We start from the raw sequence: 16933 nt of genomic DNA, 5'->3' as shown, positions 1-16933 counted from the left end.
CTGCCCATCATGTTCGACATCTCGCTTCCCGCTCTGCTCGCCCAACTGCTGGTGGGGCTGATCAACGGCTGCTTCTACGCCATCCTGAGCATGGGCCTGGCCATCATTTTTGGCCTGCTCAACATCGTCAACTTCACGCATGGCGCCCAGTTCATGATGGCGGCGTTCCTGGCGTGGATCGGCTTCACGCAGCTGCCGCTGCTGCTGGGGCCCGGCGTGCAGATCAACTTCTGGGCCGCGCTGGTCCTGGCGCCGCTAGTGGTGGGCGCGGTCGGCGTCGTGATCGAGAAAACGCTGCTGAAGCGGCTGTATCACCTGGACCACCTGTACGGGTTGCTGCTGACGTTCGGCATCGCGCTGATGATGGAGGGCGGGTTCCGCTACTTCTACGGCATCTCGGGCGTGGGCTACGAGCCGCCCGAGATCCTGCAGGGCGGGTTCGACCTGGGCTTCATGTTCCTGCCGGCATACCGGGGTTTCGTGGTGGTGGCGTCGCTGACGCTATGCATCGCGACCTGGTACCTGTTCGAACGCACCCGGCTGGGCGCGATGCTACGCGCCGGCACCGAAAACCCGAAGCTGCTGCAGGCATTCGGCGTGAACGTGCCGGTGATGATCACGCTGACCTACGGCTTCGGCGTGGCGCTGGCAGGCGTGGCCGGCGTGCTGGCGGCGCCCGTCATGCAGATCAATCCGCTGATGGGCTCGAACCTGCTGAACATCGTGTTCGCCGTGGTGGTGATCGGCGGTCTGGGCTCCATCATGGGCGCCATCGTCACCGGCCTGGCGCTGGGCCTGCTGGAGGGCCTGACCAAAGTGTTCTATCCCGAAGCGTCCACCGTGGTCGTGTTCATCGTGATGGCCATCGTGTTGCTGATGCGCCCGGCCGGCCTGTTCGGCAAGGAGAAATAAGGTGCCGCGCATTCCCCTTTCGATCCGCATCCTGGCGTTGCTCCTGGTACCTGCGCTGCTGGTGCCCTTCTTTCCCCAGATCGTCTACCCCGTGTTCGTGATGAAGGTGCTGTGCTTTGCGCTATTCGCGCTGGCCTTCAACCTGCTGACGGGTTTCACCGGCCTGGTGTCGTTCGGCCACGCGGCGTTCTTCGGCTGGGCCGGGTATGCCGCCGGCGAAATGATGATCCTGTTCGGCGCGCGCGGCCTGCCGCCCGAAATCGCCATGCTTTGCGGCGTGGCCATGGCCGCCGCCATCGGCTATGCGATCGGCTGGCTGGCCATCCGGCGTACCGGCATCTACTTCGCGATGATCACGCTGGCGTTGTCGCAGGTGGCGTACTTCATGGCGGTGCAGGTGGGCTGGACGCGCGGCGAGGACGGGATGCAGGGCATCCCCCGCGGCAAGTTCCTGGGCCTGGTGGACCTGAGCGTGGACACGAACATGTATTACTTCGCGCTAGGGGTGTTCGTGCTGGGCTTCCTGTTCGTCTACCGGGTGATCCATTCGCCCTTCGGCCAGGTGCTCAAGACCATCCGGGACAACGCGCCGCGCGCCATTTCGCTAGGTTACGATACGGATCGGTGCAAGCTGCTGGCCTTCGTGCTGTCCGCCTCGGTCGCCGGCCTGGCCGGTTCGCTCAAGGCGCTGGTGCTTCAACTGGTGGCGCTGAACGACGTGTCGCTGGCCACCTCCACCGAAGTACTGCTGATGACGCTGTTGGGCGGCATCGGCACGGTGTGGGGCCCGGTGGTCGGCGCGACGCTGGTTGTGAGCTTGCAGAATTACCTTGCCACCCTGGGCGACGTGGTCACGATCGTCATCGGGCTGATTTTCGTGTTGTGCGTGTCGTTCTTCCGACGCGGGTTCGTCGGCGAATGGCTGGCCTACACGCAGTGGCGCAAAACGAAGGAAAACAATAATTGATGGCAGGAGCAGAACCCAAGCGGCGCGCCGCGGATGTGGCCTACGACCAGATCGAGAGCATGATCGCCACGCTGCAGTTGCAGCCTGGCAGCGCGGTCGTGGAAGCCGATCTGGTGGAAAAGACCGGCCTGGGGCGCACGCCGCTGCGCGAGGCGCTGCTGCGCATGGTGGCGGCCGGGCTGATCCGCCAGGAGCCCCGGCGGGGCTTGCGTGTGTCGATGATCCAGCTGGCGGACCACATGGACCTGATCCAGACCCGCCGCGCGTTGGAGCAATTGATCGCCGCCAGCGCGGCGCGGCGGGCCACGCCCGCGCAGCGCACCCAGATCGTGGACTGCGCGGCGCAGATGATCCGCGCCTCGGAAGGCGGCAACCTGGATGAGTACATGCACGCCGACCAGTTGCTGGATTACGTCTGCCACGAGGCGTGCCGCAATGCGTCCGCCGTGAACGCCGTGGAACCGCTGATCATCCAGTGCCGGCGATTTTGGTACGCCTATCAGCACGAGGGCGACATCGCCGAGGGCGCCCGCCGCCATATGCTGATGGCGCAGGGCATCGCTACAGGCAACGAATCCGCGGCCATCAAGGGCGCGGATTCGTTGATGGACTACCTGGAGATGTTCACGCGCAAGGTCATTGACGCGTAGCGGCCGGGACCGCAACCGGGGACACGGCGCCCGCCTTGCCCCGGTTCAGCCATTGCATGACCCGCGGACGCGACCGGTCGTAGGCCAGGTTGTACAGGAACGCATAGGGCAGGTAGAACAGCACCAGGGCGATATCCAGCACGAAGGCCTCCCACAGGCTGATGCTGAGCCACCAGGCCGCCAGCGGGATCACGATCAGGATCAGGCCCAGTTCGAACCCGAAGGCGTGCACGATGCGCACGCGCAGCGTGCGCGTCCAGCCGAAGCGGTTCTCGACGCGGTCGAAACCGGCGTTGTAGATCATGTTCCAGACCAGCGCGATCCACGCGATGACCGCGGTCAGCACACCCATTTCAAACAGGGATTTGCCCATGGCCCAGGCAGCGGCGGGCGCGCACAGGCCGATGGCGAGGATCTCAAACAGGAAGGCGTGGAAGAAACGTTCTTTAAGGGTTTTAGTGGCTTGCGTCATGACCCACCTGAGGTCGGTTGCTACAGAGTGGGGACGATTTTCGACGATATTTCCGGTACGATAAAGATAAGATCCATCGGAAAAGCCGATAACCCATCCCACTGCCCGTCCCACTGCCCATGCGCCACTCCCTTGAATCCCTGGCGGCGTTCGCCCAGGTGGCCTCGGAAGGATCGTTTTCCGCCGCCGCCCGAAAATTGGGCAAAAGCCAGTCCACGATCAGCGAAACCATCGCCAATCTGGAAGTGGACCTCAACGTGGCGCTGTTCGACCGCAGCCAGCGCCAGCCCGCGCTGACCGAGGCCGGCCAGGTGCTGCTGGGCCAGGCCCTGCAGGTGCTGGCCGCGAACGACCGCTTGAACCGCAGCGCCAGCCAGTTGGCTGAAGGGCTGGAACCTCGCCTGACGGTCGTGCTGTCGGACACGTTCCAGTCCGAGACCTTCGAAAACATGCTCAGCCAGATCGACCAGCGCTACCCGGCGCTGCGCTTCGAATGCCTGATCGCAGAGTACGAGGACGTGGTCGCGCTGGTGCAGCAGGGCCGCGCGCATGTGGGCCTGATGGCGGCGCAGGAAAGCTACCCGCCCGACGTGGCGCACGCCACGCTGACCGAGTTGTCGGAAATCGTCCTCTGCGTGGGGCGCAACCATCCGCTGGCGGGCCGTCAGCGGGTCACGGGCGACGAGCTCAACGCCGAACGCGAACTGCGCCTGAGCACTTACGAGCTTGACGACAAGGATGCCGCGCCGCCGCATTCGACCTGGTCGGCGCCGGGTTATCTGATGCTGCTTGAAATGGCCAGCCTGGGTTTCGGCTGGGCCGAATTGCCGCGCTGGATGATCCAGCGCTTCGGACGCGATCAACTGGTGGAACTGAACGCGCCCGGCTGGCCGCGCCATATCCGGGTCGACGTCGTGTGGTCCACGCGGCGCGCGCTAGGTCCCGCGGGCGCGTGGCTGCTGGACAGCCTGACGCGGGCATGACCCGCGCCAGACCGGCGCATCAGCGCGCAGCGACCGGCAGGCGTGCGATGCGCACGCCGTTGGCGCGCATCCAGTCGCCCAGCTTGGGGCTTGCCAACACATCGAACTCAGCGCGGCGCTGGCGCGACATCGGACTGCCTTCCTTGCAGTCCAACGCCGGGTGGCACATGAGCAGGTCACCGTCATGCGCATTGAACAGCCAGTTCTGCAGCAGGTCGGCATAGCGCCGCTTGCCGCCGTCGAACCCATAAACGCCCAGCAGCCGGCGGTTGGTCCGCAGGCCATCCTGGCGCGCCTGGCGGGCCAGCGCCCCCGCGCCCAGGGCGCCGATGACGCGCGCCTTGATCGATTCCTTCAGCGGAATGCCGCAAAGCGCGCCGGGCGCGGTCTGGCGCAGCCAGGGCCGCTGGTCGCCATAACGGCGCTTCAATTGCGACAACACCTGTTCGCGGATGCCGGGCAACTGATGCACATGCTGGTGGCCGTCCACATAATCGGGCGCGCGCCCGAGCGCGGCTTCGAAGGCATCGAATTGACGGGTCAGCTGCGCGTCGATCCAGTCGCGGTCCAGCCGGCCGGCATAGGCGCGCAAGATCAGCGCGCCAAGCGCAGGCATCGGTTCGGCATCCGCGCCAAGCGATTCGGAAAAGTTCACATGCAGGCCGACATCCACGTCGTGCGAAGCCAGGCGGCGCACGTTCGACACGAACGTGGGGCCCAGCGACAGGCAGCTGACAGCGCTGACGCGGCCCATGCCTGCCAGCGCGATCATGCCTTCATCGATGTCGGCATTCATGCCAAAATCGTCACCGCAAACCACGATTCGTTTGCTCATCGCTTCACCTCGAATTTCCATTTCACCACGGCTTCCATGCGCGCCTTGCTCCAACAGATCAGCCTTTTCGTTGCCGTCGGCTGCGCTGCGGCGGCGACCCACTGGGCGGTTGCCGTGGGCTGCGTCGAAGCGTTCGGCCTGCCGCCGCTGGCGGCCAACCTGGTCGGCTGGCTGATCGCCTTCGTGGTTTCGTTCTCCGGACACTACCGGCTTACCTTCCGACATTCCCGCACACCCTGGACCGTAGCAGCCCGTCGTTTCTTCTTGATTTCAGCCATTGGTTTCGTGATCAACGAATCCGCCTACGCGTTGCTGCTGCACATCACCGCCATTCCCTACGACCTGCTGCTTGCCTTGATCCTGGTCGGCCTGGCTTTCGCCACCTTCGCCGCTAGCCGGCTTTGGGCGTTCCGCCACAAACCCGCTGCCTGAACGCGTCGTTCACGTCCACCCGCCACATCACGTATTTCACGCTGCTGACCACCGGGTCCAGGCCGCGCAACGGCGCGTACACCGGCCCGTCCGAGTTCGTGCCCCATACCCAATAGCGGGCCCCGTCGGGCGCCGCGCAGAGCCGGGCGTTGAACTCGGCGGAGCCAACCAGCAGTTCCTTGCCCCGAGCGGGATCGAACGTCGCGGCGTCATATAGTTCCTTGCGCCAGTTGTCGCGCACCGGCACCTCCTGGTCCAGCCAGTCGTCCACGACCCACATGGGGTGCGGGGAGCGAGCGTACAGCGCCAGGTCGAAGGGATAGGTATGCAGGGCGACGAACGTGTCGGCCGGCAGCGCCTGCGCGCGGACCACCTCGGCCATCGACGCAGCGCTGCCCCGCACATTGTTGGCCGCCACCCCCACCGCCACCACGCAGATGCCGGCGGCGACAGCGGCGCTTGTGCGCACCAGCCGCGGCGACACCGGGTCGCCGGGTTCGCGCCAGGCGCCAAGAATCACTTCGGCCAACAGAAACGCCAGCGGCGCCAGCGCCGGCAGCACATAGCCCACCAGCTTGGACTGCGGCAAGGAAAAGAACACCAGCACCACGGCGAACCAGACCAGCGCCAGGCGGCGCAGGTCGCGCGCATCGCCTTCCTGCCAGAACGTGCGCCGCATGATGCCACCGGCCCACAGCGACCAGGGCAAACTCAAGCCGGCCACGACGGGCAGGTAGAACCAGAACGGCTGCGCGTTGTTGAATCCGCTTGCCGCAAAGCGCTGGAAGTGCTGGTAGACGAAGAAGTAGTCATAAAAACCCGGGTACCGCGCCTGCATCAGCACGAACCAGGGCACGGCCACGCCAGCGAAGACCAACAGCGCCGGCAGCCACAGCAACGCGGCCAGGCCGCGCCAGCTTCGGCGCCAGGCAAACCAGATCAGCAAGATCGCGCCGGGCAGCACCAGGCCGATCAGCCCCTTGGCCAACACCGCCAGTCCGGCCAGCGCCGAGGCTGCCACGGACATCCCGCGATAGGGCTGGCCGCGCTCGGCGCGCAGCACCGTGTCCACTGACGCCAACAGGCACAGGGTGATCATGCCGGCCACCAGCATGTCCAGATTCGCGAACTGCGCGCCGCCGTAGAAAAACGGGATGGTCGACAGGATCAGCACGGTCAACGCGGCGGCAGCGCCATCGCGGTAGCGGCGCACAAAATAGTAGAGCCCCGCGGCCGATCCCCAGGCCGCCAGCCACGAGGGCAACCGCGCGGCCCAAGGGTGCACGCCGAACACCGAGAAGGACAGCTCCGCCAGCCAGTAGTAAAGCGGTGGCTTGTGGAAATACGGCATGCCGTCCAGCAACGGCACGGCGTGCGATCCGCTGCGCAGCATGTCCCAGGCGACACCTGCGTAACGGCCTTCGTCCGGCAAAGTCAGCGGGCGGATCCACGCCAGGAACGCCAGCCAGAGGCCGACGGCCAGCAAGAGTCGCCCCGCCCGCGGGTTCCATTCGGAACGCGCCGGGGACAGGGTGCCGCTGGCCATCGTCAGCCCGTCGCCTTACCTGCGCGCGCGGCCTTGCCCTGGCGCCGGCGCACGACGTAGAGCGGGCGGCCCTTGACCTCATCGAAGATGCGGGCGACATACTCGCCCACCACGCCCAGCGAAATCAGGTTGACGCCGGCAAAGAAGAGCACGGCCGTGACGATCGTGGTCCAGCCCGAGACGGCGTTGCCCGACATCAGATACTCGCCGACCAGATAGGCGGCATATGACATGGCCAGCACGGCGAAGGCCACGCCGACCAGACTGACCAGGCGCAAGGGCCAGGTCGTGAATGCGGTCAAGCCGTCCAGCGCCAGGCGGAACAGCCGAAGGCCGCTGAAACGGCTATCGCCGTGCAGGCGTTCGTCGGGGGTGTAGGGCAACGCTTCGCCCTTGAAGCCGACCCAGGCGTACAGGCCCTTCATGAAGCGCGTGCGTTCGGGCAAGGCGATCAACGCATCCACCACGCCGCGGTCCATCAAGCGGAAATCACCCGCGTGCGCGGGCACATCCACGCCGCGCGCACTGCTCAGCAGCCTGTAGAACCAGCGCGCGCCAGCGCGTTTGAGCCAGGATTCGTCGGCGCGGGATTCACGCACGGCATAGACCATTTCAGCGCCCGCGACCCACCGCGCCAGCATTTGCTCGATCAAGGCGGGAGGATGCTGCAGATCGGCATCCAGGCAGATCACGGCATTGCCCGTGGCGGCTTCCAGGCCTGCGCTCAACGCGGCTTCCTTGCCGAAATTGCGCGACAGCTGCACATAACGGAATCCTTCGTGCTGCGTCCATTCGGCCATCAGCGCTTCGGTGCCATCCGTGCTGCCGTCGTCGGCCACGATGATTTCCCAGCTGGTGCACAGGGCGGACAGCCGGCTGCGCAGCAAAGGCAGCAGGATGCGCAGGTTCTCGGCCTCGTTCAGGCAGGGAATGACGCACGTCACGCACGTGTCATACGGCACGGCCGCCGCCTTGGAAGACCAGAGCGACTCCAAGGGATACGCTTTGGTCAACACTTGCTGCGGGATCGGATCGGACCGGAATTGGATGTGCATATGGCGCTTTCGCTCGTAATACAGGACGCTATGGCAAGCAGTATGCGGAGGGCTTCGTCGAATTTTCATGAAATGCGACGCGCCCTTCTGCCAACCAGCATTCGAGTGGATTCTAGGGATCCGGGCGGCAAAAACTATGAAGTCGCGTGCAAGCCTCGTTAACCTGTGTCCCCGATTTGTGAAACCTCGTAAAGCGGCCGCTCCCGCGACGCCGGTAAAATGCGCCGGCTTTTCTTGTTTTCACAGGTTGTCATGCAATACCGAGTCCGCCCTATGCTGGCCAGCGACGTGGACGGCATCTTGGATGCCCAGACCCTGGCCTACCCCGACTTTCTGCTGGAAAGCGCGGAGTTCTTCCTCAATCGCCTGGCGCTTGCGCCCGCCTATTGCTGGGTGGCGCGGGCGAACGCCGACGACACCCTGCTGGGCTACCTGGTTTCATACCCCTGGGACGCCGGCCTGCCTCCGGCGCTAGACGTGGCGCTGGCCGCCCTGCCGCCGCAAGCGGATCACTGGTTCCTGCATGACTGCGCCGTGGTGCCATCGGCACAAGGCCTGCGCGTGGGCCAGACGCTGTTGCGCACGGCAGCCAGCGGCGCCATGGAAAGCGGCCTGCGCCGCGCCAGCCTCGTGTCGCTGGAATCCGCGGTGGGCTATTGGCTGCGCCACGGCTACCAGCCCGTCTGCGGCGACGGCGGGCCCTTGCCTGCCGAACTGGCCGAAAAACTGGCGGGATATGGTCCCCAGGCCAGTTACATGTCGCGCGCGTTTCCGCTCTAGCCGACGCTTGGCTCCTGCGGTCCACGCACCGTGGGACCGCACGCGTTGCCGCGCCCTATGCGCCGTTCACAGGCGGCCGTAATATAGGGCCACCATCCCGAACGATGTGGCGGCAACGGTTCCGATAGTCTGCATTCCTGCGCCCCGCCGGGGCGCGAAGGCTCTTATGATTTCGCTTTCGCCCGTCCAATCCCTGCTTGCCTGCTGCCTTGTGCTCGTCATCGGCCGCGTGCTGACGACGCGGATAGGCATCCTGGCGCGCTACAGCATCCCGGACCCGATCGTGGGAGGCCTCCTGTTCGCGGTGCTGGCCTACTTGCTGTCCACCTGGGGCGGCGTGTCGGTCTCGATGGAGACCAGCATCAAGCCCACCCTGCTGCTGCTGTTCTTCGGCTGCATCGGGCTGACCGCGAACCTGAAGCTGCTGGCCAAGGGCGGCCCGCGGCTGATCGCCTTCCTGCTGGCGCTGATCCCCTTCCTCGTCCTGCAGAACGCCGTGGGCCTGGGCATGGCCTGGCTGCTGGACATGCATCCGCTGATGGGCCTGCTGGGCGGCACGATCACGCTGGTGGGCGGGCACGGCACCGGCGCGGCCTACGCGACGCGCTTTGCCGACTTCAACAATATCCAGGACGTGATGGCGCTGGCGATGACCTCGGCCACGCTGGGCCTTGTGCTGGGCGGCGTGGTGGGCGGCCCGGTGGCGGAGTGGATCATGCGCCGGCACAAGCTGGCCGGCAGCCTGGACCATCCGGCCAATGCGGACCACGCCGCGCCGGACCTGACCGAAGCCGCGGAAGCGCCCACGGCCGGTTCGTTCATCGTGTCGATGACGGCCGCTTTCGTGTGCCTGGTCGTCGGCGGCTATCTGGCGATGCTGGTCGAAGACGCCCCCGTCAGCCTGCCCAACTTCCTCTGGTGCCTGGCAACGGGCGTGCTCATCCGCAATGCGGGCGTGCCCCTGGGCCTGAAGCTGGATGACCGCGCCACGGAAATCATCGGCACGATCTCGCTGTCGCTCTTCCTGGGCATGACGATGATGACGCTGGATCTGTCCAGCGTGGCGCGCCTGGCCGGCCCCCTGGCCCTGATGCTGGCGGTGCAGACGCTGTTCTGCGCGCTATATGCCGCCTGGGTCGTGTTCCGGATGCTCAAACGCGACTACGAAGCCGCCATCATGTCGGCGGCCTTCTGCGGTTTCGCGCTGGGCGCCACCGCTACCGCCATCGCCAATATGCAGGCGTTGACGCGCCGCCATGGCCCGGCGCCCGAAGCCTTCATCGTGGTGCCGGTCACGGGCGCGTTCCTGGTCGACATCCTGAACGTGATCGTGCTGACGTCCTTGATCTCCTTGCCGTTCGTGGGGGGGATGTAAGCATGAGCCTGTCCCTCCTCAAACGCCTTGCCCTGATCGGCCTGTGCCTCGTGTTGGCCGCCTGCGGCCGAGCGCCTGATGCCGACGCCCTGCGCGCCGACGTCGAACGCAGCCTGGACGCCACCTACGGCCAGGGGCTGTTCCGCATCGCGGCGCTCAAGCGCATGGGTTCCGCGGCAGACAGCAACGCGCCCGCCGGCGAAACCCGCCGCGTGGTCTATTACGACGTCGAACTGGACCTGGGCCGGAACATCGCGCTGGGCGCCTGGGACCAGCCCGGCGCGGCTTCACTGGTGACGCTGCTGGGCGCGGGCCCGCGCAGCATCAGCGGCGTGAAGTCCGGCGGCAACCTGGCCGGCGACCGCATCGTCGCGCACGCCAGCGCCATCTACCGCCAGGAAGGCGACGGATGGAAGCTCGTCAACCCGGCCGGCTTCAAGGCGGCCGAAGCGCCGTCGCTGGATACCGGCGCGCCGCCGCCCGTCACCCGGCAACTGCTGGACACCCTGGACCAGATCACCCATTCCGTGGCCTACAGCGCCTCCAGCACCGCCCAGCACGTCGTGCAGCAGGAACTGGAGCGGTCGGTGTCGCGCATCAATGGCCGGCTGGCCCGGATGCAGCAAGGCTACCCGCTGGCGGGCGGCCCCGACGGCGGCGAGTACGTGGCGTTTGCGCGCGCCCTGGCCGCCGTCGGGCGCTCCCAGCAGATCCGCGTGATGCCGCTGATCACCGGCGGCGGCGCCGAGAACATCGCGCTGCTGCGCAGCGGCGACGCCGTGGTGGCCCTGGCGCAGGCCGACACCGCGCGCATGGCCTACGAGGGCCGTGGCCCGTTCGCGGCGCAAGGCCCCTTCGTGGCGCTGCGCGCCCTGGGCAGCCTGTACCCCGAACTGGTCCACATCGTGGTGCGTGACGACCCGGCGCTGCGCGGCGTGCGCGACCTGAAGGGCAAGACCATCGCGCTGGGGTCGGAGGGCTCTGCGGTGCGTGCGACGCTCGAAGCCGTTCTGGCGGCGCACGGCTTGCAGGCTGGCCGGGACTACACGGTCGCGGACACGCCCTTTGCGGCGTCCCTGCCCGCGTTGAACGCGGGCGCCGTGGATGCCGCGGCGCAGGTGATCGGCGTGCCCGCCACGCCGCTGCGCGACGCGCTGACCCAGGCCAAGTTGAAGCTGCTGCCGCTGGACCCGGCCGCCATCAAGGCGCTTGCCGCCAATGAAAGCGAGCTCATGCCGCTGGAGATCGCGGCCGGCACCTACCCCAACCAGCCCGATCCGATTCCCACCATCGGGACCGCGGCGCTGCTGCTCACCACCGCGGACCTGACCCGCGACGAGGCGCTGGTGGTCGTGCGCGCCGTCTACCGGACCGGCCAGGACCTGCTGGCCGCGGGTTCGCCCCAAGGCGCCCAGGTATCGGTAGCCAATGCCCGGCGCGGCCTGACCGTGCCGCTGCATGACGGCGCCGAAGAAGGATTGGCGCTGCTGGAGCATGCCAAACCGCGCTGACGCCGGTTGCGCTTATGATTGCGCTCCTAATCAGGAATTTCCATGAATAAATTCGATCTCCAAAAGAACCAGGCCTTGAAGCTGGCCGGCCAGCTCAAGCAGTCCGCCACCCCCGACCGCTTCGGCGTGGCCTCGCAAGCGCCCGACCGCCGCGAACAGCGCAAGCTGGATCAAGCGGCCGGCCTGGTGCCGTTTCCGCTGAAGCTGTCGCAAGCGCACGCCGACAAGCTGCGCGCCTTGGCCGCGGAACGCGGCGTGTCCACCAATGACATCGTGGCCGACGTGCTGCAGAAAGCGCTGGGCGAATAAGCGCTTATGCACATCTGGGTCGATGCGGACGCGTGTCCCGTAGTCATCAAAGACATCCTGTTCCGCGCCGCACAGCGCTGGCAGGTGCCGGTGACGCTGGTGGCCAACCAGCCGCTTTCCACGCCGCCCTCGCCCCTGATCCGCGCCGTGCAGGTGCCCCGCGGCTTCGACGTAGCGGATGCGCACATCGTCGAACGCGCGGCGCCGGGCGATCTCGTCATCACCGCGGATATCCCGCTGGCGGCAGAAGTGCTGGAAAAAGGCGCCATGGCGCTGAACCCGCGCGGCGAACGCTATTCGCCGGAAACCATCCGGGAACGGCTGGCGGTGCGGGACATGATGGAAGAATTGCGCGCAAGCGGCGTGGACACGGGCGGGCCGCCCTCGTTCAGCCAGGCCGACCGCAAAGCCTTTGCGAATCAGCTGGATACGCTCCTGGCGCGCATTGCACGCCAGGCGGCGCCGAAAGGCTAAGGGCAGTTGTCCTGCCCGGGCCCCATCAATAGAACGTGATGTAAGCCTTGTACAAGATGGAGCCGATGGCCGTGATCAGGCCCAGGCCCATCAACCCCATCCCGATATTGCGGTCACGCAGCCCGAAACCGACCAGCATCAGCGCGACGCCCGTGACGATGATGATCAGCATGGTGTTGGTGTTGGCATGCATGGACGTCTCCTGTTCGCTCCGGCCAGATCCCTGGAGGTTTCCTCCTGGAGAGTTGCCGTACAACAATGATAGACATGCAAAGACCCGACGTGACGCAAGGGCCAACGGCTCGATTGCGTCAGATCAATAGAATAATAGGATTCGCGCAAGGTGCAACGATTTCGGCGCGATAACTTTGGGGCAATGACTGCGGTGCCATGACTTCGGTGCCATAGCTGCGGTGCCATAGCTGCGGTGCCATAACTTCGGTGCACCGACTTCAGTGCCATAACTTCGGCCAGCCGCCTCGCCGCGGGCTGCCCCGCCAGCAGAAAACAAAAAAGCCAACCGGTAAAGGTTGGCTTGTTTGCTTTGCACCCGGCAACGCATCTTGCGATGCGGTTTGCTGTGCGACTTGATGACAACTCAAGGCTTGTTGGATATTGGGCCTGCGCTGTCTCTCAAGGGTCTTTGGTGGGTGGTACAAGTTTCGAACTTGTGACCCCTGCCGTGTGAAGGCAGTGCTCTACCACTGAGCTAACCACCCTGAAAGAGGCGAAATAATAGCATGTTTTTTAAAACGTGCGCAAGTCGCCTCGGAAAATTATTTACGCGGCCGCGACCGGCGCATCCAGCTTGCGCCACACGCACTCGCCGCCCACGGATTTATCCAGGGCAGCCAGGTACGTTTCGTGCTCGGCAAGTTCTTCGTCGCTGGCCTTGACGACCACCAGGCCCGACGCATCGAACCTGGCCAGCACGATGCCGTCGCTGCCGGCGCCGTCGTTGTCGTCCACGTCGATCAACAGCGCGTCCTGCCCGCGGGTCATGGCCAGCCAGACTTCCGCCAGCAACTGCGAGTCAAGCAATGCGCCGTGCAGCGTGCGGTGGGCGTTCGAGATGCCGAAGCGGTCGCACAGCGCGTCCAGCGAATTGCGCTTGCCGGGGAACAGCGACCGCGCATGCAGCAGTGAATCGGTGACCGTCTCGCAGTATTCGGTGATCGGGCCGCGGCCGGTCTTGGCCAGTTCGGCGTTGAAGAATTTCACGTCGAACGCGGCGTTGTGCGCGATAAGTTCCGCGCCCTGGATGAACTTGACGAACTCGTCCGCCACATCGGCGAAGCGGGGCTTGTCCGACAGGAACTCGGTCGTCAGGCCGTGCACCGCCAAGGCTTCGGGGTCGCTGTCGCGGTCCGGGTTCAGGTAGATGTGCAGGTTATTGCCCGTGGACATCCGGTTGACCATTTCCACGCAGCCGATCTCGACGATGCGATGACCCTGGGCAGGGTCCAGTCCGGTGGTTTCCGTGTCAAAGATGATCTGGCGCATAACTTATTCCGACGCTGGGTTGGCCGAGGCCGGCGGCGTGTGGGCGCCCGACGGGTGGGCCGGGGGATGCTCTGCGCTGCCGGCATGGCCGGGTTTCTGGCGCGCGGTGGCAATCAGCGTATAGGCCACCGGCACGACGAACAAGGTCAGTAGTGTACCCAGCATCAGCCCGCCGACCAGGACCCAGCCGATCTGCTGGCGCGATTCCGCGCCTGCCCCGGTGGACAGCGCCAGCGGCACGGTGCCCAGCACCATGGCGCCCGTCGTCATCAGGATGGGGCGCAGCCGCAGCACACTGGCCTCGGTGACGGCGGCGAACAGTTCGCGGCCTTCGTCGCGCAGCTGGTTGGTGAATTCCACGATCAGGATGCCGTGCTTGGTGATCAGGCCCACCAGCGTGATCAGGCCGATCTGGCTGTAGATGGACAGCGTGCCGCCCGTCAGCCACAGGGCCAGCAGCGCGCCCGTCATGGACAACGGCACCGACAGCATGATGATGAAGGGGTTGCGCCAGCTTTCGAACTGCGCGGCCAGCACCAGATAGATGAAGGCCAGCGCCATGCCGAAGACCAGGTAGATGCTGCCCGACGAATCCCGGAACTCGCGCGACTGGCCGTCCAGGTCCGTCACGATGGTGTTGGGCAGCACGTCGCGCGCGACCTGGTGCATGTGGGTCAGGACTTCGCCCAGGGCGTAGCCGGGTGCCACCGCCGCGTCGATCTTCACCGCGCGCAGGCGGTTGAAGTGGTTCAGCGACTGCGGCGACACGCCTTCATGCACGCCCAGCAGGTTATCCAGCTGCACCATGCTGCCGTCGCGCGCCCGCACGTAGATGCCCGAAATGTCGGTGGGGTTGGCGCGGTCGCGCGGCGTGACCTGCACGATCACGTCGTACTGCTCGCCTTCATCCTTGTAACGGGTGACCTGGCGGCCGCCCAGCATCGATTCCAGCGTGCGGCCCACGGTGTCCACGTTGGCGCCCACGTCGGCCATCTTGTCGCGGTCCACGCGCACCCGCAGTTCCGGGGTGTTCAGGCGCAGGTCGGTGTCCAGGTTGAGCAGGCCGGGATACTTGCGCAGCTCGGTCAGGAACACTTCCGTCAGCCGCGCCAGCTCCGCGTAGGACGCCTGGCTCATGATGATGAATTCCACCGGCTTGGAGCGCGCGGACTGGCCCAGCGACGGCGGGTTGGTCGGGAAGGCGCGCACGCCCGGCAGCGACGAGAACTGCGGCTGCAGCTGCTGCGTGATGGCCTGCTGCTTGCGGCTGCGCTCTTCCCAGGGCTTCAGGCGCAGGATGGCGGTGCCGTCGGTCACGGTCGGAAAGCCCACGGTGACCTGGCTGCCGCTGGCCTCGGGGATCTCGGAGTAGAACTTCTCGATGCCCAGCATGCTGTCCAGCGTGTAGTTCAGCGTGGCGCCTTCCGGCGAGCTGACGATGCCGAACACCACGCCGCGGTCTTCGATGGGGGCCAGTTCGCTCTTGACCACCTTGAACAGGACGCCGCTGCCGGCCGCCACGGCCAGGCCGATCACGACCACCAGCCAACGGTGGCGCAAGGACGCGCCCAGCAGGCGGCGGTAGCCGTTGCTCATGCCGTTCAGCCAGCCTTCGATCAGGTTGTACCAGCGGCTATGGCTGCTTTCGTGGCGCAGCAGCACCGAGCACATCATGGGCGTCAGCGTCAGCGCGACAAAGCCCGACACCAGCACCGCGCCGGCCAGCGCCAGCGCGAATTCGATGAACAGCCGCCCGGTGCGGCCCGTGGCGAACGCCAGCGGCGCATACACGGTGACCAGCGTCATGGTCATCGCGACCACCGCAAAACCGATTTCCTTCGATCCGCGCAGCGCGGCCTCCTTGCGCGGCATGCCCTCTTCGATGTGGCGGTAGATGTTCTCCAGCACCACGATGGCGTCGTCCACCACCAGGCCGATGGCTAGCACCATCGCCAGCAAGGTCAGCGTGTTGATCGAAAAGCCGAAGAGGTACATCAGCGCGCAGGCGCCCACCAGCGACACCGGGATGGTGACGATGGGGATGATGCTGGCGCGCAGGTTGCGCAGGAAGAAGAAGATCACCAGCACCACCAGAACGATGGCTTCGCCGATGGTGTGAAAGACGGAATCGATGGAGCGCTCGATGAACACCGACGAGTCGTAGGCGATGTTCAGCTTCATGCCCGCGGGCAGCGTCTCGTTCAAGCGCTCGACTTCCTGGCGCGCGGCCTTCGACAGCTCCAGCGGGTTGGCGGTGGATTGCCGCGTCACGCCGATGTTGATCGCCGGCTTGCCGTTAAAGCGCGACAGCACGCGGTCGCTGGCGGCCGCGATCTCGACCTTTGACACGTCGCGCAGGCGGACCGGATAGCCCTTCACGTTGGCCACGATCACGTCTTCGAACTGAGCGGGCGTCTGCAGGTCGGTGGACGACACCACCGAGAACTCGCGGGCGCGCGACTCGATGCGCCCGGCCGGGATCTCCACATTCTGGCTGCGCAGCGCGGCCTCGACGTCCTGCACGGTCAGGCCGTAGGCGGCCAGCTTGTCGCGGTCGACGTAGATGCGCATGGACGGCAGGCGTTCGCCGAAGACGCGGACTTCCGCCGCCCCCGGCAGCACCGACAACCGGGTCTTGATATAGCGGTTGATGTAGTCGGAGGTCTGGATCGCCGAGTACGTGCCGGACTCCACCGCGATGTAGATGATGGGCTGGGAATCGGCCTCGACCTTGCCGATGATGGGCTCGTCGATCTCGTCGGGCAGGAAGCGCCGGGCGCGCGAGACCTTGTCGCGCACTTCGGCCGCGGCCGCGTCCGGGTTGCGGGACAGGTTGAACTTGATGTTGATGAGGCTGCGCTCGGACCGGCTGCGCGAGGTCATCACGTCCACGCCTTCGATGCCGGCCAGCTGGTCTTCCAGCGGCTTGGTCACCTGCGACTCGATCACCTCGGGCGAGGCGCCCTTGTAGGTGGTGTCCACCGACACGATGGGCTCGTCGATCTTGGGGTATTCGCGCACCGTCAGGCGCGAATAGGAGATCAAGCCGATCAGTACGATGATCAGCGACAGGACCGACGCAAACACCGGCCGCTTGATGCAGGTTTCCGAGATACGCATTGCGCTATC

General features: G+C 65.9%; 17 protein-coding genes and 1 tRNA gene. 10 read left to right on the top strand and 8 right to left on the bottom strand.

Translation table 11 applies throughout. The features are described from left to right. Positions 1-9 precede the first annotated feature (9 nt). From ACO6D5_RS14540 to ACO6D5_RS14530, 3 genes are read left to right on the top strand one after another with little or no spacing between them, the layout of a single operon-like run. A complete protein-coding gene (locus ACO6D5_RS14540) occupies positions 10-912 on the top strand; it encodes an ABC transporter permease subunit (RefSeq protein ID WP_315527801.1) in 903 nt (300 codons plus the stop codon). A gap of 1 nt (position 913) precedes the next feature. Beyond that, positions 914-1879, top strand: coding sequence for a branched-chain amino acid ABC transporter permease (locus ACO6D5_RS14535; RefSeq protein WP_006225957.1), 966 nt, complete (start codon positions 914-916; stop codon positions 1877-1879). Continuing rightward, complete coding sequence (locus tag ACO6D5_RS14530; RefSeq protein ID WP_006225956.1) at positions 1879-2529, top strand: GntR family transcriptional regulator; 651 nt, start codon at positions 1879-1881, stop codon at positions 2527-2529. The genes ACO6D5_RS14535 and ACO6D5_RS14530 overlap by 1 nt, the downstream gene beginning before the upstream one ends. On the opposite strand, the gene ACO6D5_RS14525 is transcribed toward ACO6D5_RS14530, so the two are convergent. Further along, the gene (locus ACO6D5_RS14525) at positions 2516-3001 is read right to left on the bottom strand and encodes a multidrug/biocide efflux PACE transporter (RefSeq protein ID WP_315527803.1); all 486 of its coding nucleotides are present in this window, start codon (positions 2999-3001) and stop codon (positions 2516-2518) included. The two genes, ACO6D5_RS14530 and ACO6D5_RS14525, sit on opposite strands and share 14 nt — an antisense overlap. 119 nt (positions 3002-3120) lie before the next feature. Between ACO6D5_RS14525 and ACO6D5_RS14520 the strand changes: the two genes are divergently transcribed. Then, a complete protein-coding gene (locus tag ACO6D5_RS14520; RefSeq protein WP_315527805.1) occupies positions 3121-3984 on the top strand; it encodes a LysR substrate-binding domain-containing protein in 864 nt (287 codons plus the stop codon). Between the two features lie 19 nt (positions 3985-4003). Here ACO6D5_RS14520 and ACO6D5_RS14515 read toward each other — a convergent pair whose 3' ends face one another. Continuing rightward, positions 4004-4819: a ChbG/HpnK family deacetylase gene (locus tag ACO6D5_RS14515; RefSeq protein ID WP_315527808.1), complete on the bottom strand. Its 816-nt coding sequence runs from the start codon at positions 4817-4819 to the stop codon at positions 4004-4006. Positions 4820-4855: 36 nt separating this feature from the next. Between ACO6D5_RS14515 and ACO6D5_RS14510 the strand changes: the two genes are divergently transcribed. Then, on the top strand, positions 4856-5251 hold the full coding sequence (locus ACO6D5_RS14510; protein WP_315527810.1) for a GtrA family protein: 396 nt from the start codon (positions 4856-4858) through the stop codon (positions 5249-5251). On the opposite strand, the gene ACO6D5_RS14505 is transcribed toward ACO6D5_RS14510, so the two are convergent. Both ACO6D5_RS14505 and ACO6D5_RS14500 read right to left on the bottom strand, forming a co-directional pair. Beyond that, entirely contained in the window at positions 5211-6797 is a 1587-nt protein-coding gene (locus ACO6D5_RS14505; RefSeq protein ID WP_315527812.1) for a glycosyltransferase family 39 protein, read from the bottom strand. The two genes, ACO6D5_RS14510 and ACO6D5_RS14505, sit on opposite strands and share 41 nt — an antisense overlap. Before the next feature lie 2 nt (positions 6798-6799). Continuing rightward, positions 6800-7852 (bottom strand): glycosyltransferase family 2 protein, encoded by a 1053-nt coding sequence (locus ACO6D5_RS14500; RefSeq protein WP_485825769.1) that lies wholly within the window; start codon positions 7850-7852, stop codon positions 6800-6802. A gap of 273 nt (positions 7853-8125) precedes the next feature. Here ACO6D5_RS14500 and ACO6D5_RS14495 point away from each other — a divergent pair, with 273 nt between their 5' ends. From ACO6D5_RS14495 to ACO6D5_RS14475, 5 genes are all read left to right on the top strand, one after another. After that, positions 8126-8632, top strand: coding sequence for a GNAT family N-acetyltransferase (locus ACO6D5_RS14495; RefSeq protein ID WP_485825780.1), 507 nt, complete (start codon positions 8126-8128; stop codon positions 8630-8632). Positions 8633-8798: 166 nt separating this feature from the next. After that, a complete protein-coding gene (gene gltS / locus ACO6D5_RS14490) occupies positions 8799-10007 on the top strand; it encodes a sodium/glutamate symporter (RefSeq protein WP_315527816.1) in 1209 nt (402 codons plus the stop codon). 2 nt (positions 10008-10009) lie between these two features. Then, on the top strand, positions 10010-11518 hold the full coding sequence (locus ACO6D5_RS14485) for a TAXI family TRAP transporter solute-binding subunit (RefSeq protein WP_485825768.1): 1509 nt from the start codon (positions 10010-10012) through the stop codon (positions 11516-11518). A gap of 42 nt (positions 11519-11560) precedes the next feature. Next, positions 11561-11827 carry a hypothetical protein gene (locus ACO6D5_RS14480; RefSeq protein WP_088590330.1) on the top strand — a complete coding sequence of 89 codons (267 nt, stop codon included), beginning with the start codon at positions 11561-11563 and terminating at the stop codon, positions 11825-11827. Between the two features lie 6 nt (positions 11828-11833). Further along, positions 11834-12301, top strand: a complete 468-nt coding sequence (locus tag ACO6D5_RS14475) for a YaiI/YqxD family protein (protein WP_315527817.1) — start codon at positions 11834-11836, stop codon at positions 12299-12301. A 25-nt stretch (positions 12302-12326) separates the two neighbouring features. On the opposite strand, the gene ACO6D5_RS14470 is transcribed toward ACO6D5_RS14475, so the two are convergent. From ACO6D5_RS14470 to ACO6D5_RS14455, 4 genes are all read right to left on the bottom strand, one after another. Next, on the bottom strand, positions 12327-12494 hold the full coding sequence (locus ACO6D5_RS14470) for a hypothetical protein (RefSeq protein WP_315527819.1): 168 nt from the start codon (positions 12492-12494) through the stop codon (positions 12327-12329). A gap of 451 nt (positions 12495-12945) precedes the next feature. Beyond that, positions 12946-13020: transfer RNA gene (locus tag ACO6D5_RS14465), tRNA-Val, on the bottom strand. 61 nt (positions 13021-13081) lie between these two features. Continuing rightward, a complete protein-coding gene (gene dnaQ, locus ACO6D5_RS14460) occupies positions 13082-13804 on the bottom strand; it encodes a DNA polymerase III subunit epsilon (RefSeq protein ID WP_088590327.1) in 723 nt (240 codons plus the stop codon). A gap of 3 nt (positions 13805-13807) precedes the next feature. Then, positions 13808-16924, bottom strand: a complete 3117-nt coding sequence (locus tag ACO6D5_RS14455; protein WP_315527823.1) for an efflux RND transporter permease subunit — start codon at positions 16922-16924, stop codon at positions 13808-13810. Between the last annotated feature and the right edge of the window lie 9 nt (positions 16925-16933).

The organism is Achromobacter sp., assembly GCF_057314935.1.
The sequence above is the reverse complement of the archived record's forward strand: the minus strand, read 5'-3'. Positions and strand labels throughout refer to the sequence as shown.